We start from the raw sequence: 21,999 nt of genomic DNA, 5'->3' as shown, positions 1-21,999 counted from the left end.
CTAATATGAGTGAGCAGTGGAAGGTAGGTTTTTACTAATGGCTATCTTTTCTCTGTCAGTTTTGGCGGGTAGGGCGTTGGCTCTTTGAAAGCATAAAGTGGGGGAGGTGGTTTCTTAAACACGCTTAACCTATACAAAGGGCAATTAAGGGCGAGCTTTAAACAAAGTAATTTGGCTCACCCTAGCTCAAGTATTCATTAGATTAAAAAACTTGAAATATGGATAGGTAATGCGCGTCTATCGCGTGACAGCTATAGATTGAGAAATCATCCAAGATGGACTTAAAAACAAGCTAGCCCACCTCTTATTCAAGTTTAAGATTAAATACTTATTAGTAAGTGATTGTTTGCTTACTCTTTGAGGATGCAGCATCTTCAATCAATTCAAGCAAATGATTAATATGATCGTTGGTACCAATTTGGTGATTAGTTTGTACGATCAATTGCTCCCTATCTAATGCCTTATTTGTCTTCAGTAACACTAGATTTGGGTCTTGTGCTATCGATTTTGAATGTTCAATACTCGCGATAGCGAAACTATTGCTTGTTTTCAGGCCAGCAATAACTTGCTCAATACTACCTATTTTCACCCCAGTCGATTTATTCAGCGACTCAACAGCTTCATTTAGCATGCTTTGTACTTGTTTCGACTGAGAAAAACAGCCGTACATTGGATACTGAGTTAACTCTGCTTTACGAATACTATCTTGATTAGCAAGTGGATGACTTCTAGAAACAAATAGAACTAACTGATCTGGTAAATGTATGTCACTCACGATGCTGTTAGCGCTTTGAAGGTATACACTGATGTCAATTTCACCAAGTTGTAGCTTACGAGTGAGCTCTAGCTCGTCTTGCAATTGCATTTCAATTTTGACGTTAGGGTATTGCGCTAGAAACTGACCACAAGAAACCGGGACAATACTGCTTGCTTGGTTTGTGTAACCAATAATTAACTTTTGGTTGTCACGACCAAATAAACTTTGCTTAATCGTTTTCTTGGTCAACTCCAATTCTGAAAGCGTCGTTTTACAATATTTTAAGAAGAGTTCACCTTGTTCGGTCAACTTGACGGAGCGAGTGGAGCGCTTCACAAGTTCACACCCTATCTCATCTTCAAGAGTTTGGATGCTCCTCGTTAAGGCTGAGGTACTGATCTGGGTTTGTTCCGCAGCTTGTCTAAAATGTCTTAAATTGCCTAATGCAACGAACTGCTCGAGTTGTTCAAATCTCATGTGAAATTCCTTTTAATTTCAACTAAAACACATTTATTACGTCTTTTCCCAATAATAATACACAAAACGGGAAAAGGAAAGTGAAGTTTTTACATTCTGATTACAAAGTTAGTCAGGATACCTATCACGTATCTCAATAAATTGTTCCAGATTATTTAGAAAAAGGTCAACCAACTTGGGATCAAATTGTTTTCCTTTTTCATTGTTGACTAACTCAATTATTTTCTCGAGCGGCCAAGCTGGCTTGTAGCAGCGTTCGCTGCCCAATGCATCAAACACATCAGCCAATGCCGTGATCCTGCCAACAATGTTAATTTGTTCACCTTTTAGCCCTTGTGGGTACCCAGAACCATCCCATTTTTCGTGATGCTGATGTGCAATTAGTGCACCACATTGCAAAATCTCATTTGTTGAATTTTTCAAGATTTCGTAGCCTTGCTGGGCGTGGGTCTGCATTATTAACCATTCTTCATCGGTAAGCTTTCCAGGTTTATTGAGTATGTGATCAGGTATGCTAATTTTACCAATGTCATGTAGGGGAGAGGCGAGTTTAATGATTTCAGCGTGGTAATGAGAGAGCCCATATAGCTGCCCCAACAACATACTATAATGTGCGACTCGTTTGACATGTGAGCCGGTTTCCTTAGAGCGCTTTTCCACTGCTTCGCCAAGAATATAAGAAAGCTCTTTTTGAGAATCTTTAACGGTCTCGCGCAATTTCAGATTGTCGTAAGCCAGTGCGATATTGTTAGCAAAGAACTCTAGTAACTGAAAGTCCATTGTATGTAAGTCACTTTCTTTACTCACATAAATCATTGTTTCGTTACCCTCTTGAGAGGGAAAGTAACCTATATATTCATTACGCGTTTTGAGTGAAGTTTTGTTGTTATGTATTTTTACAAAGAGCTTTTGTACATTATCAGGTATTGATCCATTGTGTGGTTCAACCCCCTCACCGGACGCGGCCAATAACTTAAATTTTGTCGGGGCATTCGCTTGGTGGTTAACGGCTGCGGCACAATAAATTTCTGAGTCTGATAATCCCATTACTGCGGATACATGAGATAATATGGTTGATGCAAAATCTTGAATATTGCTACACTGTAAAAAATTGGATGACGCATCAATAATGCGTTCAAGTCCCATTTTATGCTTTTCTATAGTTTGAATATCCCTATGTGCTCTTAAAGCAGAATAAAGTAGTGTTTTTAACTTAACAGCAGTTAGCTCGGTTTTATTTTTGTAGTCATTAATATCATAATCTCGGATCACTGACTCTTCAGGTGCTTCGCCAGGTTGCCCCGTCCGTAAAACGAGTCGGATATCAAAGTTCTCTAAGTCATTACGGATATACCTGATCAGGTCTAACCCGGCATGGTTGCTTTCCATCACAACATCTATCAGCCCTACTGAAATGTTTTGTTGTGATGCCAAAATTTCTTTTGCTTCTTGTGCAGAGTAAGCGTGATGAAAACGAAGTGCTTTATCTTCAAATTTAAAGCCAGATAATACTAACTTTGTGACTTGATGAATATCCTCTTCATCATCTACCACGAGTATATCCCAATAGGTATCGACGATATTGTTTGTAGGGCTTTCTGGCACTTCATCTGAGAACAAAAATCCGCTCACAGATTGCTCCTCTTTTTATGCTGACTCAACGTTAGTATAGTCGGCAGTATTGATGGTGCTAATCTTGTTGTGGCTTTTTCTCGATATTTCGCAATTCTAATTCTATTGCATCGCACGAGATATGGATCTCATATAGAGATAACAAAAGCGATAGCGTTAAACTGCAAAGGCTTGCTCCAAATAGCGTGACGCCCAGTAAAGACACCTCAAGAAATAGCGCAAACATTGATAGTGTACATAATAAAAATGCAATTACTCCCCAAACTTGCATGCGTCTTATCAGTCTTATTCGTTTTCTTAAATTTTCAATTTGTGCTTTTACTAAGGGTCTTATGGTATCGCCTTCTCTGGCATTTAATTCTCTAATAAGCTGTGCTAGTACTAAAAACCGGTTGGTGTAAGCAAGCAGTAGTAGTGAAATGGCCGGAAATAACAAGCCAGGTGTGGTTAACGTCATAATAGTACTAATTTTGAATAACAGAGTAACTAAGTGTGATGATAATAAGCTATTTTATCAAGCAACAAATAAGTGGGGTGAGGTTTTAGCATGAGTATAGCGATATGAGCGTAGCATCTTTTCGTTGGCAGCAGGTGTATTCGACCACTGATTTTGTTGAAGCGCATTTGCTCAAAGGGATGTTAGAGCAAGCGAATATTCAAGTGCGCCTACAAGGTGAACATTTATCTGGCGCTATGGGGGAGATCCCCTTAGAGCAGGCTGCAATCAAGCTGCTTGTTTATGCAATAAAGTTACCCGAGGCTGAGAAATTATTGGTAAACTATAACAAATTACGTCGTCACAGTGCTGTGAAACAAGCCGACTGGCAGTGTCATCATAGTACTGAAATAAATGGACCGGCATTTGAATACTGCTGGCAATGTGGAAGTAAGCATGAGTAAAGCAAATAACTTTCAACGTATTAGAGAGTTAAATTATCTTCAAAAAGCAGTGTTAGGCGCTGCAATTATTGAGCGAATGTTGCCTAATTACTCGCTTTTTAGCGAAGCAACAGGCTTTGGCGATGAGCAAGTCTTACGAAATACGCTGAATTTGATCTGGGAAAAAATTCTGATCCCAAAAAGTAAAATCAGTTTGGAGAAGCTAGTCGAAAAGGTTGAGCCAAATGTACCTGAGCTGAGCGACTTTGATATGTTTGGTACCTATCCCGCGATTGATGTTGCGACAGCGCTGCTTGGCATGTTGCAAGGCTTAATGGCTAAAGATGAACACGAGTTTGTTAGTGTCGCTAAAATCTCACAAGCCACAGTAGCAAAATATATAGAGTTTATGTTGATGGCTGAGGATGTATTACCGACAAATGAATTGATACGCGAACATCCACAAATGCAATACGAAATTGAAATACTGGCAGAGCTTATTGAGCATGTAGAGAAAATGGGGCGAATTAGCAGCGATTCAGTGAAGTCATTGAAGGAATTAGCTCTTGCTGACGGACAAACTAATATAGGTTTGGAACTTGAGTAACTGATTTCGTATAATCAGCGATTGCAGTAAAGAGTTTGGAGAAAGTAACTTGCGTATTTTAGGTATAGAGTCCTCGTGTGATGAGACTGGTATTGCTATCTATGATGATGAGCAAGGGCTATTAGCACATCAATTATATTCTCAGGTGAAGGTGCATGCAGATTATGGTGGGGTGGTACCAGAGCTTGCTTCTCGCGATCACGTGCGCAAGACTATCCCGCTTATTGAAGCTGCTTTTGCAGAGGCAGGTTGTGGCCCTGAAGATCTAGATGGGATTGCTTATACCGCAGGTCCTGGTTTAGTCGGGGCATTGCTGGTGGGTACTTCAATCGGTCGCTCGTTAGCGTTTGGTTGGGGAGTACCAGCTGTTGCTGTTCATCATATGGAAGGTCATTTGCTGGCACCTATGCTTGAAGATGATAAGCCGGAGTTTCCGTTTGTTGCGCTACTTGTATCTGGTGGTCACACGATGATGGTTAAGGTGTCTGGTATTGGTGAATATGAAGTGCTTGGTGAGTCAGTGGATGATGCTGCTGGCGAAGCATTTGATAAAACAGCCAAATTACTGGGTCTTGATTATCCGGGCGGTCCTATGCTGGCTAAAATGGCGACGCAAGGTCAGCCGGGACGTTTTACCTTTCCAAAACCGATGACCGATAGACCCGGATTAGATTTTAGTTTTAGTGGCTTAAAAACAGCGGCTGCAAATACCATCCGTAACGAAGGAGATGATGAGCAAACCAAAGCGGATATTGCTCATGCCTTTCAGACCGCTGTGGTCGAGACGCTAGCGATAAAATGTAAGCGTGCTTTAAAAGAAACGGGCATTAAAAGCCTTGTGATTGCTGGTGGTGTTAGTGCTAACACCGAACTAAGACAAAAGCTTGAACGTATGATGCAGGGGATGAAAGGTCGTGTGTATTATCCTCGAACTGAGTTTTGCACAGACAACGGAGCTATGATTGCTTATGCTGGTATGCAGCGCTTAAAGGCCGGGCAGTATGCGCCGCTTGATATGAAAACTAAGCCACGTTGGCCTTTAGATAGCCTTGAAAAAGTGTAGGCTATCTTACGTTAATCTTTAGACTTTTTACCCACCTTTGGCTCCTTACCTGCAAGGAGCCTTTTGATGTTAGCTCGGTGACGAAAGATAATGACGACGGTCAAAAAGCTCACCGGTAACGTATATAATGGTTTTATCCACCAAGTATAAAGTGGCGCAGCAGCGACCGCGACGATTGCTGCCAATGACGAGTAACGCGTTAGCGCCAGTACTACAAGCCAAGTACTTATCAACAATCCACCAAGTGATAAACCAATAGGTAAGAGCGCTCCAAACGCTGTTGCCACTGCTTTACCGCCATTAAAGTGAAAAAACACAGGGTAAATGTGTCCAAGGCATGCACTCACCGCAATAGCGCCTAACCAAAGAGGCTCTATATTTAAGAAATAGGCACCCCATACTGGAATGGTGCCCTTTAAAATATCAAAGATAAGCACTAGCACAGCAGGGACCTTTCCTCCTAACCGCAATACATTGGTCGCACCTGGATTGTTGGAGCCACTAAAGCGCGGATCTGGAAGCTTGAACAGTCGACACACCAGAATTGCGGAGGAAATCGATCCTAATAAATAAGCACATACGCACATTAAACTGATTAACACTGTCTTCCTTATTTTTTATTGCGTTGTTTTGGGCTATGATCGGCGGTCTTAAGTCCTGCAATTTAGCGCACTTGCGCTTTATTTAATGCGGGAAGATAAAAGCGATAAACATGTTTGGAGTTTACATGGATAAAGTCTATATCTCACAGCTACACGTCGAAGCCATAATAGGAGTGTACGACTTTGAAAAAGAAAGTAAACAAAGCCTTTACTTTGATGTTGAGATGTTGACCGATATTAGCGCCGCAGCGCGCCTCGACGACATTAATTTGGCCGTGGATTATGCCAAAGTCAGTGAACGTATTATCGCGCATACTCAAGCCAAGCCAGTAGAATTACTCGAAACTTTAGTCGAGCAGCTAGCGGCAATGATTTTAAATGAATTTAATGTACAGCAAGTACTTATAAAAGTAAGCAAACCCGCAGCCGTGGCGCAAGCACAAACGGTGGGTGTAGAAATTGTGCGTAAGAAGTAGCATTATCATGGCACAAATTTTTATCAGCCTTGGCTCCAATATTGAGAAAGAAAAAAACTTACTAAGTGGTTTACAAACACTCATAAAGCATTTTCCAAATTACCGACATTCAAGTGTATTTGAGAGTGAGGCTGTCGGTTTTACCGGTAGTAATTTTTATAACTCAGTATTTGCTGCACACACGCCAATGTCTTTAAATGAGGTTTATACGCGACTTAAGTCGATAGAGTACGATCATGGTCGTCGCTGTAACGAAAAAAAGTTTAGCCCGCGTACCTTAGATCTCGATATTCTTTTTTATGATCACCTTATTTGTTCATCACCAGCTCAGCTGCCAAGGGATGAAATAACCAAAAATGCTTTTGTGCTTCAGCCATTAGCTGAACTTGCCGCTGATTTTATTCACCCTGTTGAGGGGAAATCAATCGCTCAGTTGTGGCAGGAATATCACAACCCAAGTCAAAAATTATGGAAAGTGGAGTTTCCCAAGTTATGAGTTTTATCGAGATTGTTGTCCTTGCAATCATTCAGGGTCTCACTGAGTTTTTACCTATTTCTAGTTCAGCACACTTGTTACTGCCTTCACAGGTACTAGGATGGCAAGATCAGGGGTTGGCTTTTGATGTTGCTGTTCATGTAGGAACCTTGCTTGCCGTCGTTATTTATTTTCGGCACGACATAGTAAGCTTATTATCTGGCTGGTTTAAATCGTTTTCAGGTCAGCATTCAAAAGAGAGCCGCCTGACATGGTGTATTGTTGTTGCGACAATTCCATTTGTATTACTGGCGCCTCTATTAAAAGATATTGTCGAAATCTACTTACGCAGTGCGTGGGTTATTGCAATCTCTACTATCGTTTTTGGTTTATTGCTGTGGTATGCCGATGTGAAAGCAAAACAGATCAAAGACGAGTTTGCGCTAAATTGGAAAAGTGCATTGATACTTGGACTGGCGCAAATTACTGCGGTTATTCCTGGAACATCGCGATCTGGGATCACAATTACAGCCGGATTATTGCTAGGGCTTGATAAGAAAAGTGCCGCAAGATTTTCGTTTTTGATGTCTATTCCTGTGATTTCGATGATGGGGCTTTACTATAGTTTAGAATTGGCAATGGGCGATGAAGTGGTTGATTGGAATGCCCTCCTAAGTGGCGCGGTATTGTCGTTTGTTTCAGCTTATGCGTGTATATTCTTCTTTCTAAAAATTATCGAACGTATGGGTATGATGCCATTTGTTATATATCGTTTATTACTTGGAGTAGGGCTAATCGCTTTCTTAAGTTTTAGCTAATCTTTCTAGTCCGGTTAGGTAAAAGCCAGTTTGTGGAGTCAAGCTGGCTTTTTCATTTATACAATGATTAAGCAATTTGTTTTTCTGCAAGGCTCAATTCCATGGTTGCTTTGAGTAGGCGATACAGATTGATAGAGGCATCAATTTCTTCTTTACGGTTCGTTAAACTCTCAATATTCAAACCAAGAGAAATATCTAAGTGTGAACAACTTTTTAAGATTTGATCTAGATTTTCTCTACAAATTCTAATGGACTCGCTCAGTGTATTTTCTGCATCTAACATACGCCACTTAGTAGCCTCTGGTACGGATATACCCAGCCACTGCATAAACTGTAAAGTCTTCTCTCCACCACAAGGAGTAAAAGTTAAAATAATACGTTTTGGTGTCGTGCCCTGTTGCTTGCAAGTACGAGCATAGCTTGTGATCAGATCTATGGTTGCTTGGGCATCATAGACAGCTTGAGAGACAAAAAACTGGCAGCCTTGGACTGTTTTATCAATCAATCTTTCGTGCTCATTACGCTTACTAGCATGACGCTCCGCGATGGTTACACCACCTAAGAAAAACTCCTCTTGATGGTGCTTTAACACCTTATAAGCTTCTGATAATGGCAGCTTAATATCGCCTGTTGAAGAAGGGCTTCCAACTAACACCAGATTGTTCAATCCATGTTGTCGTTTAGTGCTGTTAAGCCAATTACTAAATGCTTCTCCGTCACGCTGTGCTACGCTTTTATAGGTAATAACATCAAGGTGCGATAATTCACGGATCAACTGGCTATACTCACAAGGGTCAACGGTGTGCTTGAATGGGAATGGGCGCGGTACCTGAGTGCGGCTGCTTTCATCTTGAATATCGTAAATAATCACACCGTCGTATTCGATTTCATGTAAACGTCCTAGCAACTTAGCTGCGATTGCTTTGAGCTGCTCGGGTGTGGTGCCTATCTTTGGTGGTGTGGTACCAATTAAATATACCCCTTGGTTAGGGTCAATGATTTTCTCTTGAAGCGTTAAAGCCATAATCTGCGTCCACAAAAGCATTTCAGTATCTCTTTACTAATATAGCAGCCATTTAGACGTCTAGATAGATTTTTTTAATGAAAGAATTTCAATAATTATGAATTTCTCTCAAGTGCCAAAGGTAAAATGTCATAATTGTTTACATATTAAGAGGGTAAATCATCTCGTAAATTAGCGAATGAGTATCGCTTTGGGGCATAATCAAGAAGTTTGCTGAAGTAAGTGATCACTACTTATTTAGAATAAAAATATGATTAGGAACCAATCCATGAAATTCAAATTACTAGCAACTAGTTTTGCCGTGAGCCTAGCGCTTAGTGGTTGTGCTATGACTAATGCCGATAGTACACAGAATGCAGCTGCTGGTGCTCAAGCCGCTCAGTCAAATAAAGTATTTGCCCAAGATTACGTACTCGAAGAGTTAGAAAACGGTCTTCGTGTCATGGTAGTAAAAACCAATTACCCTGATGTAGTATCACTACAAATTCCAGTATCAGTTGGCTCTCGCAATGAAGTTGAAGCCGGAAAAACAGGCTTTGCTCATTTCTTTGAACACATGATGTTTAAAGGCTCAGAAAAATATCCTCAAGATGTGTACTCAGATATTTTGAAAAATTCAGGTGTTGATAATCGCGCTTATACAACCAATGATTTTACCAACTATCATTTAAACTTCTCCAAACAGCACTTAGATAAAGTGTTGGAAATTGAAGCTGATATTTTCCAAAACCTAACGTACAGTGAAGAGCAGTTCCGTACCGAGGCGCTCACTGTCAAAGGAGAGTACCTTAAAAACAATGCAAGTCCTGTGCGTAAGTTACTTTCTGCGGTAAGAAAAGAAGCATTCGACAAACATACTTATAAGCATACCACGATGGGCTTTTTTGAAGACATTGAGGCAATGCCTGATCAAATGGCCTATGGTAAAACATTCTTTGAGCGCTTCTATAAGCCTGAATATGTATCACTGGTGATCGTGGGCGATGTTGACCCTAAAGCAACCATAGCGATGGTGAAAAAGCATTGGGGCAACTGGAAAAGAGGTGATTATCAAGCCGATATTCCAGTCGAGCCAAAGCAAGAGCAAGCACGTTATGTGCACGAGAAATATGACGGCTTGCCAGGGCACTGGTTGCTTGTTTCTTATAAAGGAGCTGCATGGGAGCCGAAGAAAAAAGATCGTGCAGCACTTGATCTGATCTCGCAGCTTTATTTCTCTAGTAACTCTGAGTTATACCAGGAGTTGGTAGTAGACAAGCAGCTGGCAAGTCAAATGTTTACCTACAACCCTGAGACTAAAGATCCAGGGCTTTTGCATGTATTTGTTAAAGTGGAAAACGAAAAAGATTTAGCGACAGTACGTGATGCGATTAACAATACATATGCAAAAGCTCGCACAGAATTAGTCGACGAAAATAAGTTGGCAGCGCTTAAATCTAACTCAAAGTATAGCTTTATTAACGGCCTTGACTCATCGCAAGCAATTGCTTCTACACTTGCACGTTATGTGCATTTTGAGCGAGATCCTGAGGTTATCAATGAGCTGTATGCGACAGCTGACCAAGTAACTGCAAAAGATATACGTGATATTGCCAATAAATACTTTGTCGATAGTAGCCGTACTACGGTGACTATGTCGGCGCTTGAGTCCGTATCAGGCTTTGATAAAGAAGTCGAGCTAGACAAGTTAGTTGCAAAAATGGACAAGCCTGCAACACGTCATTTTAATGTACTAGATAAAACCAATAACTCTCCACTGGTGGATGTAAACTTCCTGTTTTATACCGGTGCCGCCGCTGATCCTGAAGGCAAAAAAGGGCTTGCTGCGTTGACGGCTGCAATGATAGCCAAAGGTGGTAGTGAATCACAATCTTACAAAGAGATTCAAAAAGCGCTTTATCCAATTGCGGGTAGTTTTGGCTATCAAATTGATAAAGAAATGATTTCTCTACGAGGCCGTATTCACAAAGACAATGCAGAGCAGTGGTATGGCATTGTGAGTCAGCAGTTGCTGGCACCAGGCTTTAGAGAGGACGACTTTAATCGACTGAAAAAAGAGCTTATCGATAGCATCAAAGCTGGCCTAAAAGCATCGAATGACGAAGAGTTAGGTAAAGAAGTGCTATATCATGAGTTGTATCAAGGTCACCCATACGAAAGCTACAATTTTGGTGATTTATCTGACCTAGAAGCGATTACATTGGATGATGTGAAAGCGTTTTATGCTCAGCAGTTTACCCAAGCAAAACTTAACGTGGGTATTACAGGTGCGCTTGATAAACAGCTAAAAGAAGAAATGTTCAGTGATCTTGCGACACTGCCAAAAGGCCAAGAAGCACGTTTACAAGTGCCTGATGCGCCAACATTGTTAGGGCGTCATGCGACGATTGTAGAGAAAAATGCCAAGTCGACAGCAGTCTCTTTTGGTTTCCCAATTGACACTATTCGTAGCAACAAAGACTGGGCTGCGCTTTGGTTGGTGCGCTCATACTTTGGTGAGCACCGCAGCGCTAACAGTCACTTGTATCAACGCATTCGTCAAGTTCGTGGCATGAACTATGGCGATTATGCGTATATTGAATACTTCCCTCGCGGGATGTTCCAAACCAAGCCTGACGCAAACTTAGGCCGTAGTGAGCAGATCTTCCAAGTATGGTTACGCCCACTGCGCTCTAATAATGACGCACACTTTGCAACACGTACTGCCTTATTTGAGCTAGATAAGCTGATCAAAGAGGGGATGAGCAAAGCCGATTTTGAGGCGACACGTAACTTCTTAATTAACTTTGTGCCGCAAATGGTGGCGAGCCAAGATAGGCAGCTAGGCTATGCGTTAGATAGTCAATTTTACAATACCGATGAATTTGTGAAGTATGTGACTGAGCAATTGCAGTCTCTATCTGTTGATGACATCAACCGTGTCATCAAAGAGAATTTGCAGACCGACAATATTCACTATGTATTTATCACGGGTGACGCTAAAGACATGGCAAAACGTTTAAGTGATAAGCAGTCATCACCTATGACCTATAACACGAAAAAGCCAGAAGCACTGTTGGCAGAAGATGCTGAAATTGCCACGTATCCACTGAATATTCCAAGTCAGAATATTAAAACGCTAGATGTAGAAAAAGTGTTTAAATAATCAGTGCACTGAGTAATGAAAATGGCGGCTAAGTTTTTAGCCGCCATTTTTTGTGTCAAAGTCACGGATAATTTTAGGTAATGGTGTTGAACCACTCTATCGCTGCGGTTACCCAAATTAGAAATGCAATTAGTAATGTTAGTGTTACGGCAGCTGAAGCCATATCTTTTGCACGACCAGATAATAAGTGATGTTCGGTACTCACTCTGTCTGTAAGTGCTTCAATTGCTGAGTTGATAAGTTCAATCACTAATATTAACAGCACACTACCGACTAACAGTGCCCATTGAGCAATGCTTTGCGCTAGCACAATGGATAAAGGAATACTCACTATTAGCAACCAAGTTTCTTGTCTAAATGCAGACTCTTCTTTGTACGCCGCTTTCATCCCTTTCACTGAGCAATGGGTTGCTTTGATAAGTCGAGCAAGCCCTGTGCCATTTGGTTTGTTGCTATCCGTGGTCTTGATCTTTATCGACATATTCTCGATCCTGCGTTGGTAGTATGCAATGGGGCGTATTATACGAAGAACTGTCTAGCTCGACAGTACTAAATTGTAAGAATCTATGGTCTACTTGGTATATCTAAACCGTATTTTAATATGTTGGTTATTAGATATAACCAAGTGTTTGAAGCCTGATTTTTTATAATACATGACACTGAATCAATCTAAGCGTTACACTATATTAAGCATCAGTATTATCGGAAGTACATTACATGAGACATGAGATCTGGAACAAGTTACGCGAAGAAGCCAATGAGCTAGTTGCGCGAGAGCCATTACTGGCAAGCCACGTATACTCGAGTATTTTAAACCATGAGTGTCTTGGCGCAGCGTTAAGTTTTATTGTTGCAAATAAACTTGCCGATGCTGTCGTATCTGCGTTTACTATCCGAGAGTTGTTCGATCAGGCCTTTGTACACTGCGATACCATGTTGACTCATGTTGCGCATGACATAAAAGCAGTTAAAGATCGTGACCCTGCTGCCGATAGTTATCTCAACGTAATTTTAAATTTGAAAGGTTTTCATGCAATCCAAGCACATCGACTTGCATACTGCCTCTGGCGCCAAGACAGAAAAGAACTTGCTCGTTTTATCCAAAGCAGAACTTCTGAAGTATTCGGTGTTGACATCCATCCTGCTTGTAAAGTCGGTCATGGTATTATGTTTGACCATGCGACTGGTATAGTTATTGGTGAAACTGCGGTTATTGAAGATAATGTGTCTATTCTTCAATCTGTAACCTTAGGGGGAACGGGGAACGAACAAGGTGATCGTCACCCTAAAATCCGTGCAGGTGTACTGATTGGTGCAGGTGCCAAAGTGCTTGGCAATATCGAAGTGGGAGAGGGAGCCCGCATTGGCGCAGGCTCTGTAGTATTAAGTCCGGTAGCACCACATACGACGGTGGTGGGTATTCCTGCCAAGGTTGTTGGCAAGCCCTCTTGCCCATGTCCTGCTGAAAGTATGAATCAGAATTTCCTTGAAGATGAAGACCGGCTCGAAAATGAGTCAATCACCTCAGCAATGTTGTAAGGTTATCACACGATAAGATGGGGAGTTATTTCCCCATCTTGCTAACTGCTTATTGAATTTTCTTTACCAGCGATATCACTTCACCATCTGCCAACTGAGTGGTAATTGGCTTATCTGGGTCGACATCTTTTACTGATTTTATGACAGTATCGGCTTGTTTAGCGATGCTGTAACCACGAGCAAGCACGGCTAATGGGCTGACGCTATCAAGCTTGGCGCTACTAACGGCAAGTCGATGCCTTTGCAGGTTAAGCTTTTGCTCCATAGCGGAATAAAGCTTGTCACTCAACGAGTCCACCACTTGTTTATAGTGAGTAATTTTTTGTTCCGGATGCAGCCTATCGAAACGGTGCTGGAGTAAATGATACTGGGATTGTTTTTGGCGCAGCAGGTGACTTTGCGCACGGGTCAACCGCTGCTCTAATTCATCAATACGCTGCGCTTGCTGCATCAGCTGATTTTTGGGGTGCTGCAATTGTAGTCGCGCTTCGAAGTTTGCTAATCGCTGTGATGCTTGCTCAAGTCGGCGATCAAAGGCTTGCTGTAAGTATTGTAGTAATTGTAGAGCACGCTGCTTAAGCGCTTCTGAGTCAGGGCTTACCAGTTCAGCTGCTGCAGATGGGGTCGGTGCCCTTACATCCGCAACATAGTCGCTAATTGTCGTATCTATTTCATGGCCTACCGCACTGATTATGGGGAGTGAACTGGTAAAAATAGCTTGTGCGACGGATTCCTCGTTAAAGCTCCACAAGTCTTCCAATGAGCCGCCACCACGGCCAACTATCAAGACATCGACTTCGCGCCTTGCATTGGCTTGCGCAATTTGTTTGCAAATTTGTTGCTTGGCTTCCTCGCCTTGTACAAGTGCTGGGTAGATGACAACTTGTAATTGTGGCGCTCTGCGTTTTAGTACCGTTAAAATATCTTTAATGGCCGCACCCGTGGCAGAGGTGATGACACCTACGCGATTGATAATATTGGGTAGTGGCTTTTTGTGACTGGCTGAAAATAGTCCCTGCGCAGCAAGCTGCATTTTAAGTGCATCAAACTGCTGTTTTAACAGTCCTTCACCAGCAGGCGCGAGCTGTTCAACAATTAATTGGTAATCACCTCGAGGCTCATAGACGGAGACTCTTGCTTGCACGACTACTTGCTGACCGTTGCTTGGGCGGTGGTTACAATAGCGATTATTCCCTCTCCACATGGCCGCTTTTATCTGTGCTTTTTCATCTTTCAGAGAAAAATACCAATGCCCTGAGGCCGGAGCAACAAAGTTTGAAATTTCTCCGGTGAGTTGTACAGAGGCAAAACCTTGCTCTAAGAGTGAGCGTATTTCTCTGTTAAGTCTTGATACAGAATAGGTTTTATTATTATTGGGGTATCCCATGTTGGCCTCCATAAAAAATTCACAGTTACTTTATCATATTTTTTGCTAAATTTTATTTACTCGCATAAGGAACGCTGATAAAATTCGCACGCAATTCCTTATACTCAGTTCACTTGAGAGAAGCCGCGAACATGCTAAGAATTGCAAAAGAAGCCCTTACCTTTGACGACGTACTTTTAGTACCAGCTCATTCAACTGTTCTTCCTCACACAGCAAACCTGAAAACGCGTTTGACTCGTGGGATTGAATTAAATCTACCGCTTGTTTCCGCTTCAATGGATACGGTGACAGAAGCGCGCTTAGCGATCGCTCTGGCACAAGAAGGTGGTATTGGTTTTATCCACAAAAACATGACTATCGAAGAGCAAGCTCGTAACGTACGTAAAGTAAAAACGTATGAAGCGGGTATTATCTCTTTCCCTGTGACAGTAACTTCTGATCTTACAATTGCAGAAGCAATGGAGCTTGCTCAGGATAAAGGATTCTCAGGTTTCCCTGTCGTTGGTGCCAACAATCAACTTGAAGGCATCGTGACGAGTCGTGATATGCGTTTTGAAACTAAACTTGAAAAAGCGGTTTCAACGGTCATGACGAAAAAAGATGACTTAGTTACGGTAAAAGAAGGGGCATCTCGCGAAGAGATCCTTGGTCTAATGCACGAACACCGTATCGAAAAGATCCTTGTGGTTGATGACGCATTTGCACTAAAAGGCATGATCACTGTTAAGGACTACCAAAAAGCACAAGAGAAACCAAACGCGTGTAAAGATGAGCAAGGTCGTCTTCGCGTGGGGGCTGCGGTTGGTGTTGGCGCTGGTACTGACGAGCGTATCGCAGCTTTGGTTGAAGCGGGTGTTGATGTACTACTAATCGATACTTCTCACGGCCATTCTCAAGGTGTAATTGACCGTGTTAAAGCAACCCGTGAAGCTTACCCTGAGCTACAAATCGTTGCAGGTAACGTAGCAACAGCGGAGGGTGCAATAGCGCTTGCTGATGCTGGTGCTGACGCTGTCAAAGTGGGTATTGGTCCGGGCTCAATCTGTACCACGCGCATCGTGACTGGTTGTGGTGTGCCGCAAATTACTGCTATCTCTGATGCTGTTGAAGGCTTAAAAGGCCGTGACATTCCTGTTATTGCTGATGGTGGTATCCGTTTCTCTGGTGACATCGTAAAAGCGCTAGTTGCTGGTGCTGCATGTGTAATGGTGGGTTCAATGCTAGCGGGTACAGAAGAATCTCCTGGCGAAGTTGAACTATACCAAGGCCGTTACTACAAGTCTTACCGCGGTATGGGTAGCTTGGGTGCGATGAACCAAAAAGAAGGGTCTTCTGACCGTTACTTCCAAAAATCAAATGAAGCAGACAAACTGGTACCAGAAGGTATCGAAGGTCGTGTTGCTTACAAAGGACCAATCGCAACGATTATCCATCAGCAAATCGGCGGTATTCGCAGTGCAATGGGTCTAACAGGTTGTGCAACCATCACTGAATTAAATACTAAGCCGCAGTTTGTACGTGTTACTTCTGCGGGTATGGGTGAATCTCACGTACATGACGTGCAGATCACCAAAGAGGCACCTAACTACCGTATGGGTTAAGCCTTAAGGCGTGTTTCTGGGCTAGCAAGTTGCTAGCCCTTATTACTTTTGATAGAGACGCAATGCGGCTTTATCCTGTTTAGTTCCTAACTAACGAGATTATCAATGAGCAAAGATATCCACGATTCCCGAATTTTGATCTTAGACTTTGGTTCACAATACACTCAGTTAATCGCACGTCGTGTACGTGAAATTGGTGTTTACTGTGAGCTATGGGCTTGGGATGTGACAGAAGAGCAGATCCGTGAGTTCAACCCGCAAGGTATCATTCTTTCAGGCGGCCCAGAGTCAACGACACTAGAAGGTAGCCCGAAAGCACCAGATTACGTATTCGAGGCGGGCGTGCCAGTACTGGGTATCTGTTATGGTATGCAGACCATGGCAATGCAGCTTGGTGGTCAAGTACATAGCTCAGATAAAAAAGAATTCGGCTACGCAAAAGTAGAGAAAGTGGGTGACTGTAAGCTATTTGAAGCGATTGAAGATCATATCGAAGATGGTGCAGGTTATCTAGATGTGTGGATGAGCCACGGCGATAAGGTTGCTAAAATCCCAGATACATTCAAAACTTCAGCGAGAACGGATACTTGCCCACATGCGGCAATGTCTTGGGAAGAAAAGCGTTTTTACGGTGTACAGTTCCACCCTGAGGTGACACATACTCAGCAAGGTCTGCGTTTACTTGAGCGTTTTGCAATTGATATCTGTGGTTGTGAAAAGTTATGGACTCCTGAGCAAATCATTGAAGATGCAATTGAGCGTATCAAAGAGAAAGTAGGGGATGACGAAGTTATCCTCGGTCTATCTGGTGGTGTTGATTCATCAGTGGTTGCGATGCTTATTCACCGTGCAATTGGCGACAAGCTAACCTGTGTATTTGTTGATAATGGCCTACTGCGTTTGAATGAAGGCCAGCAAGTAATGGATATGTTCGGTGATAAGTTTGGTCTGAACATCATCAAGGTCGAAGCTGAAGAGCGTTTCCTTAACGCGCTGAACGGTTTAAATGACCCTGAAGACAAACGTAAAGCAATTGGCCACACCTTTATTGAAGTATTCGATGAGCAAGCCAGCCAGCGCGTAAACGCGAAATGGTTAGCACAAGGTACGATTTACCCTGATGTTATCGAATCGGCAGCATCTAAAACAGGTAAAGCGCATGTGATCAAATCTCACCACAATGTCGGTGGGTTACCTGAAGATATGGAGCTTGGTCTGGTTGAGCCACTGCGTGAACTATTTAAAGATGAAGTTCGCAAGATTGGTCTAGAGCTTGGTCTACCGTATGACATGCTTTATCGTCACCCGTTCCCAGGTCCAGGTCTTGGTGTTCGTGTACTTGGCGAAATCAAGAAAGAATACTGCGACTTACTGCGCCGTGCTGACGCTATCTTCATTGAAGAGCTACATAAAGCAGATCTATATCACAAAGTGTCTCAAGCATTCGCCGTATTCCTACCGGTACGCTCTGTTGGCGTGATGGGTGATGCACGTAAATACGACTGGGTGATCTCACTACGTTGTGTTGAAACTATCGACTTTATGACAGCACGTTGGTCGCATTTACCATACGAGCTACTAGGCCACGTTTCAAACCGTATCATTAACGAAATTGATGGTATTTCTCGCGTGGTTTACGATGTTTCTGGTAAGCCGCCAGCGACAATCGAGTGGGAATAATGTTTCCACAATGAGCTAACACTTAGCCAAAGGAAAGGGCGAATATGGTAAATATTCGCCCTTTTGCTTATTTTAGAAGCAGTTGAACCAAAAAAGTGGTTTTTTCACTTTACCTTTTTAAAAAGCTCATTATAATGCGTCGACATTGCAGGGGCGTAGTTCCAATTGGTAGAACAGCGGTCTCCAAAACCGATGGTTGCGGGTTCGAGTCCTGCCGCCCCTGCCACTTCTTATTTTGCACTTCGTACACTTTCAAAGTAAACTCCATTTAAAAAGTAAACTGCACAGCAATGAATCCAATTTACGCAGATATTCTCGATATAGTACCACTTAAGTTAAATCCAGTATTTGCCCATTTAGACGCTAAACAGTCTGAACTAAATACCTCTTTAGGTGTAGAGCAGCTCAAAATCCCAGCAAGGCTTTTGCAAGATATTGAAATTGCTGTTGGTGCCACGGTGGAAGTGGTTGTGGGAGAGGATATTCAGTTTACTGAAGGGTGTCTGAGCCTGCCAAGCACGCAGCTTAGTAGTGCACAAAAGCGTGTATTGTGGCAATTAATTTGGAACCAACAGAATGCAAATTGAGCAAGGTGGGTTATTACAGTTTCCGCTTGAGAAAATCATGCAGGTTGAGCGCGCCTGTCACGCGTTTCCTTGGACTGAAAAGACGATGCAGTCTTGTCTTCATGGTCGTTACTTTAATGCTTGCCTTGCTGATGAGCAAACATTGATTGGTTTTTATATTGCTGAACGAGCAGGGCCAGATCTCACTTTAATGGACATTTGTATTCATCCCGAGCATCAAGGTCGTGGTTATGCGAAATTATTGATGGAAGCGCTATTAGCGCGAGCTGACGCATTACAAGCCGAAAATATCTTTCTTGAGGTGAGGGCATCGAATGTTGCTGCGATTTCTCTATATCAACACTTTGGTTTTGTTGAGATGGGGTTGAGAAAGCACTACTACCCAAGCACAGATGGTCGTGAGGATGCTGTATTAATGGCGTTACCAATGCTAACCCTTTAACCGTTACTGGTGGCTTTATCCATTAGCAATGTATAACGTATGGCTTCCGTTAGCTTGAGCAAGTAATAGTGATGATCACCGCTTTTAACATTTTTTAGGCTGCTTTCAAGCTCTCCTGCCGCCTCATGAATATTCATAAAACCAAAACAGCCCGCACTGCCCTTAATACTATGAGCTAAGGCTCTTAACGATTCCCATTCATGCTCATCGTAGAGCGCTTGCAGCTCTGTAAGCTGTGCAGGGAGCTTTTCTACATAGTTACGACTGATCTGTAAAAACTTTTCTGTTTGTAGTAATGCATCCCAAGAAGAGGCTTTATCATTTTGAATTTCTAGGTACTGGATTAATAATTTACCTAGCTGATCTTTATCTATTGGTTTACCAAGGGTAGCATCACATCCTGCCTCAACGTGATTATCAATATCATGCTTCATGACGTTAGCCGTTAAGGCAATGATTGGGCCATCATAGGCGGCATGTCGGAGCATCTGTGTAGCTTCTTCTCCTCCCATTACAGGCATTTGCATGTCCATTAAAATAAGTTGATAGTCCTCAACAAGCGCCATTTCTACCGCTTCAGCTCCATTACTGGCGATATCAGGGATGATCCCCCAATTCGACAGGAGTAGGGTAATTAACTCTTGATTATCAGGGTTATCCTCTGCAACTAAGACTTTTGCATCGATTTCTTTTACCGCAGCCACTTGGGTCTTATCTAGCTCTTGTGGTTGAGTGCGTTCAAGCGCATCAAGCCAATCATAGTTTCTACCATGAAAGTTGCCGGCTACTTCTATAGCAAACAAGCTACCACTACCTTGTTGACTACGTACACGGACATCACCACCGAGCAATTGCGCTAAGTTTTTAGAGATACAAAGCCCAAGACCGGTGCCACCAAAGCGCCGGGTTGTGGTGGTATCTGCTTGTTCAAAGGGCTTAAAAGCGCGTTCTAGTTCACTACGGGACATGCCAATCCCAGTATCTCTAATACTGAAAATAAACTTTTCTGCTGTTGGCTCAAACTCAACTTTTAGATGCACGCCACCATACTCCGTAAACTTTACCGCATTAGTGGCAATATTTAATAAAATTTGTTTGAGGCGAGTGATATCAGTGTACAGCTTATCCGGAAGAGGCAGAGCAAACTCTGTTGAAAAGCTGAGTAATTTTTCATTTGTCATCGGTTCAATAATAGATTCAACATCACTGATAAGTGGCATCAGTTGCACTTCTGATTCCTCAACATCCAGTTTTTCAGCCTCTATTTTTGATAGGTCTAAAATGTTATTAATTAGCTCTAGTAAGTGTTTGGAGTTTCGTAATATGGTGTTGAGATGCTGCTTTGCTGTAGGAGAGTCCGGGTGTTGTATGAGTTGCTCGGTAAATCCCATGATGGCGGTCAATGGCGTGCGTATTTCATGACTCATATTAGCTAAAAATCGGCTTTTTAGCTGATTAGCTTGCTCGGCTTCAATAATGGCAGCTTCAAGTTTGCTGTTTGTTTTTTCTAGCTCCTTGGTACGGTTCTCAACTTTTTCCTCTAGATGCTCTTTGTAGTCTTCTAATTCGCGCTGAAAGGTACGGATCTGATAAATCATGTGATTGAAGTCTTTAAACAAAATACCTACTTCATCAGAGTTGTGTTCTGGCAGCGCGACCATTAAATCACCATCACCAACTCGGTGACTGGCTTCACCAAGTAATTCAATAGGGTTGAGTAGTAAGTTGCGTACAACGATAAAAATTAATATTGGTAAAGTGACAACGGATAAGATGACGATAAGTGCAGTGATAAGGCTAATCGTTTTGCCAGAACGGTACAGTAAAGATTTGGGGATCGTAGAGATATAAAAGTAGCCGCCACTTAGCTGAGCGCTATAAGTCATTCGTTCAGAGTTATCGATGCTGCTGATTTGCATCGAGTCTAGCCGACCTAAATCTGCGATATTGCTGATTTCATTTATTTCCGTTGCGCTTAAATAGCTACCAATAAGGTGGGTGTCGGAGCTAAATAATATTTCACCGTCAATACCGACTAGTAAGTTTAAGGTATTATCATACGGCGCTTCAAGAATACTGGTGCTGAGTAAAGTGGGAGAAACTTGAACAACAATATAACCTTGTTGCCGCGGCTGTTTTAACTCGTAGTCAACACCATAAACTTGTTGGACAAAGTACAGTTGGGTACCAGCGCTTGAGGCCACCATAAATTGATGCTGGCGCAAGTTGCTTTGTAAGATTTGTTTTGCGAAAGGATAAGCATGAGGCGCTTCCCCCAAGTTGCTAGAATAAAACGCGGCACTTTGACCGCTAGGAGCCAACAAGTTTATGCTGATGATATCGGGATACGCTTCACTGTAACTGGCAAAAACATCCATCAATGCCCCCAAGCGTTTGGTTTTTTCCATCCTTTCAAGGTGGCTTGAATTTAAAAAGTCGCTGAGTACAGGAGAGGTTGAAAGCAGCTTGGTTGTAGATTGATAGATCTCAATATAATTGAACATCTTTTGTTGTTGTTGCTCGACGAAGCGACTAACAATAAGCTTTGCTTGTTGTTGCGTTGAACTGGTGACGTTTGTGAGAGTGAACCCACCAAGAAATAGCAAGGGTAAGATCACCAACGGGGTGATATACCAAAGGAGTCGAATACTTAACTTGCTTGTTTTCATGGATACTTAGCTGCCCTGCCACACAATGTTATCGTCAGAAAATTTGTTAGGAGTATTAAATCATAAGCGGGGAGAGGTGAATACTCAAGTTTGTTTAAATCGCTTGAAAATACGATAAAAGACAAAAGCCTCCAGTTGG

At 42.3% G+C, this 21,999-nt stretch carries 20 protein-coding genes and 1 tRNA gene; 13 read left to right on the top strand and 8 right to left on the bottom strand.

Annotation, left to right across the window (positions count from 1 at the left end; all coding sequences use genetic code 11):
* Positions 1–331 precede the first annotated feature (331 nt).
* From HUZ36_RS17315 to HUZ36_RS17305, 3 genes are all read right to left on the bottom strand, one after another.
* Positions 332–1,234 carry a LysR family transcriptional regulator gene (locus tag HUZ36_RS17315; protein ID WP_128730016.1) on the bottom strand — a complete coding sequence of 301 codons (903 nt, stop codon included), beginning with the start codon at positions 1,232–1,234 and terminating at the stop codon, positions 332–334.
* Positions 1,235–1,342: 108 nt separating this feature from the next.
* Complete coding sequence (locus HUZ36_RS17310; protein ID WP_176033527.1) at positions 1,343–2,866, bottom strand: DUF3369 domain-containing protein; 1,524 nt, start codon at positions 2,864–2,866, stop codon at positions 1,343–1,345.
* Positions 2,867–2,924: 58 nt separating this feature from the next.
* Entirely contained in the window at positions 2,925–3,323 is a 399-nt protein-coding gene (locus tag HUZ36_RS17305) for a DUF2721 domain-containing protein (RefSeq protein ID WP_125253261.1), read from the bottom strand.
* 104 nt (positions 3,324–3,427) lie between these two features.
* Here HUZ36_RS17305 and HUZ36_RS17300 point away from each other — a divergent pair, with 104 nt between their 5' ends.
* From HUZ36_RS17300 to tsaD, 3 genes are read left to right on the top strand one after another with little or no spacing between them, the layout of a single operon-like run.
* Entirely contained in the window at positions 3,428–3,766 is a 339-nt protein-coding gene (locus HUZ36_RS17300) for a putative signal transducing protein (protein WP_176033526.1), read from the top strand.
* Positions 3,759–4,352, top strand: coding sequence for a YjaG family protein (locus tag HUZ36_RS17295; protein WP_125253259.1), 594 nt, complete (start codon positions 3,759–3,761; stop codon positions 4,350–4,352). Before HUZ36_RS17300 ends, HUZ36_RS17295 begins: the two co-directional genes overlap by 8 nt.
* 49 nt (positions 4,353–4,401) lie before the next feature.
* Positions 4,402–5,415 (top strand): tRNA (adenosine(37)-N6)-threonylcarbamoyltransferase complex transferase subunit TsaD, encoded by a 1,014-nt coding sequence (tsaD, locus tag HUZ36_RS17290; protein ID WP_147390896.1) that lies wholly within the window; start codon positions 4,402–4,404, stop codon positions 5,413–5,415.
* Between the two features lie 11 nt (positions 5,416–5,426).
* On the opposite strand, the gene plsY is transcribed toward tsaD, so the two are convergent.
* Entirely contained in the window at positions 5,427–6,017 is a 591-nt protein-coding gene (gene plsY, locus HUZ36_RS17285) for a glycerol-3-phosphate 1-O-acyltransferase PlsY (protein ID WP_125253257.1), read from the bottom strand.
* Between the two features lie 125 nt (positions 6,018–6,142).
* On the opposite strand from plsY, the gene folB reads away from it, so the two are divergent.
* From folB to HUZ36_RS17270, 3 genes are read left to right on the top strand one after another with little or no spacing between them, the layout of a single operon-like run.
* On the top strand, positions 6,143–6,493 hold the full coding sequence (gene folB / locus HUZ36_RS17280) for a dihydroneopterin aldolase (protein WP_128730021.1): 351 nt from the start codon (positions 6,143–6,145) through the stop codon (positions 6,491–6,493).
* Positions 6,494–6,500: 7 nt separating this feature from the next.
* Positions 6,501–6,989 carry a 2-amino-4-hydroxy-6-hydroxymethyldihydropteridine diphosphokinase gene (gene folK / locus HUZ36_RS17275; protein ID WP_125253255.1) on the top strand — a complete coding sequence of 163 codons (489 nt, stop codon included), beginning with the start codon at positions 6,501–6,503 and terminating at the stop codon, positions 6,987–6,989.
* Positions 6,986–7,786, top strand: a complete 801-nt coding sequence (locus HUZ36_RS17270) for an undecaprenyl-diphosphate phosphatase (RefSeq protein WP_176033525.1) — start codon at positions 6,986–6,988, stop codon at positions 7,784–7,786. The genes folK and HUZ36_RS17270 overlap by 4 nt, the downstream gene beginning before the upstream one ends.
* Before the next feature lie 67 nt (positions 7,787–7,853).
* Here the strand turns inward: HUZ36_RS17270 and HUZ36_RS17265 are convergent, their stop codons facing one another.
* Positions 7,854–8,810, bottom strand: a complete 957-nt coding sequence (locus tag HUZ36_RS17265) for a methylenetetrahydrofolate reductase (RefSeq protein ID WP_176033524.1) — start codon at positions 8,808–8,810, stop codon at positions 7,854–7,856.
* A 268-nt stretch (positions 8,811–9,078) separates the two neighbouring features.
* Between HUZ36_RS17265 and HUZ36_RS17260 the strand changes: the two genes are divergently transcribed.
* The gene (locus HUZ36_RS17260; protein WP_176033523.1) at positions 9,079–11,955 is read left to right on the top strand and encodes a M16 family metallopeptidase; all 2,877 of its coding nucleotides are present in this window, start codon (positions 9,079–9,081) and stop codon (positions 11,953–11,955) included.
* A 73-nt stretch (positions 11,956–12,028) separates the two neighbouring features.
* Here HUZ36_RS17260 and HUZ36_RS17255 read toward each other — a convergent pair whose 3' ends face one another.
* A complete protein-coding gene (locus HUZ36_RS17255; RefSeq protein WP_125253251.1) occupies positions 12,029–12,436 on the bottom strand; it encodes a diacylglycerol kinase in 408 nt (135 codons plus the stop codon).
* Between the two features lie 236 nt (positions 12,437–12,672).
* Between HUZ36_RS17255 and cysE the strand changes: the two genes are divergently transcribed.
* A complete protein-coding gene (gene cysE / locus HUZ36_RS17250) occupies positions 12,673–13,494 on the top strand; it encodes a serine O-acetyltransferase (protein ID WP_125253250.1) in 822 nt (273 codons plus the stop codon).
* Positions 13,495–13,543: 49 nt separating this feature from the next.
* Here cysE and xseA read toward each other — a convergent pair whose 3' ends face one another.
* On the bottom strand, positions 13,544–14,881 hold the full coding sequence (gene xseA / locus HUZ36_RS17245; protein WP_176033522.1) for an exodeoxyribonuclease VII large subunit: 1,338 nt from the start codon (positions 14,879–14,881) through the stop codon (positions 13,544–13,546).
* A 131-nt stretch (positions 14,882–15,012) separates the two neighbouring features.
* On the opposite strand from xseA, the gene guaB reads away from it, so the two are divergent.
* The 5 genes from guaB to rimI all read left to right on the top strand — a co-directional run bounded on the left by guaB (position 15,013) and on the right by rimI (position 19,191).
* Positions 15,013–16,482 (top strand): IMP dehydrogenase, encoded by a 1,470-nt coding sequence (guaB, locus tag HUZ36_RS17240; RefSeq protein ID WP_125253248.1) that lies wholly within the window; start codon positions 15,013–15,015, stop codon positions 16,480–16,482.
* 105 nt (positions 16,483–16,587) lie between these two features.
* Entirely contained in the window at positions 16,588–18,162 is a 1,575-nt protein-coding gene (gene guaA, locus HUZ36_RS17235) for a glutamine-hydrolyzing GMP synthase (RefSeq protein WP_088529796.1), read from the top strand.
* Between the two features lie 149 nt (positions 18,163–18,311).
* Positions 18,312–18,388: transfer RNA gene (locus HUZ36_RS17230), tRNA-Trp, on the top strand.
* Between the two features lie 64 nt (positions 18,389–18,452).
* Complete coding sequence (locus HUZ36_RS17225; RefSeq protein ID WP_128730029.1) at positions 18,453–18,749, top strand: hypothetical protein; 297 nt, start codon at positions 18,453–18,455, stop codon at positions 18,747–18,749.
* On the top strand, positions 18,739–19,191 hold the full coding sequence (gene rimI / locus HUZ36_RS17220) for a ribosomal protein S18-alanine N-acetyltransferase (RefSeq protein WP_128730030.1): 453 nt from the start codon (positions 18,739–18,741) through the stop codon (positions 19,189–19,191). Before HUZ36_RS17225 ends, rimI begins: the two co-directional genes overlap by 11 nt.
* Here the strand turns inward: rimI and HUZ36_RS17215 are convergent.
* Positions 19,188–21,860 carry an ATP-binding protein gene (locus HUZ36_RS17215; protein ID WP_176033521.1) on the bottom strand — a complete coding sequence of 891 codons (2,673 nt, stop codon included), beginning with the start codon at positions 21,858–21,860 and terminating at the stop codon, positions 19,188–19,190. The genes rimI and HUZ36_RS17215 overlap by 4 nt on opposite strands.
* Positions 21,861–21,999: the final 139 nt, after the last annotated feature.

Origin of the sequence: Pseudoalteromonas sp. McH1-7, assembly GCF_013366255.1 — a bacterium.
Lineage (GTDB): Bacteria > Pseudomonadota > Gammaproteobacteria > Enterobacterales > Alteromonadaceae > Pseudoalteromonas > Pseudoalteromonas peptidolytica.
This window is presented reverse-complemented; position numbering and strand designations above follow the sequence as displayed.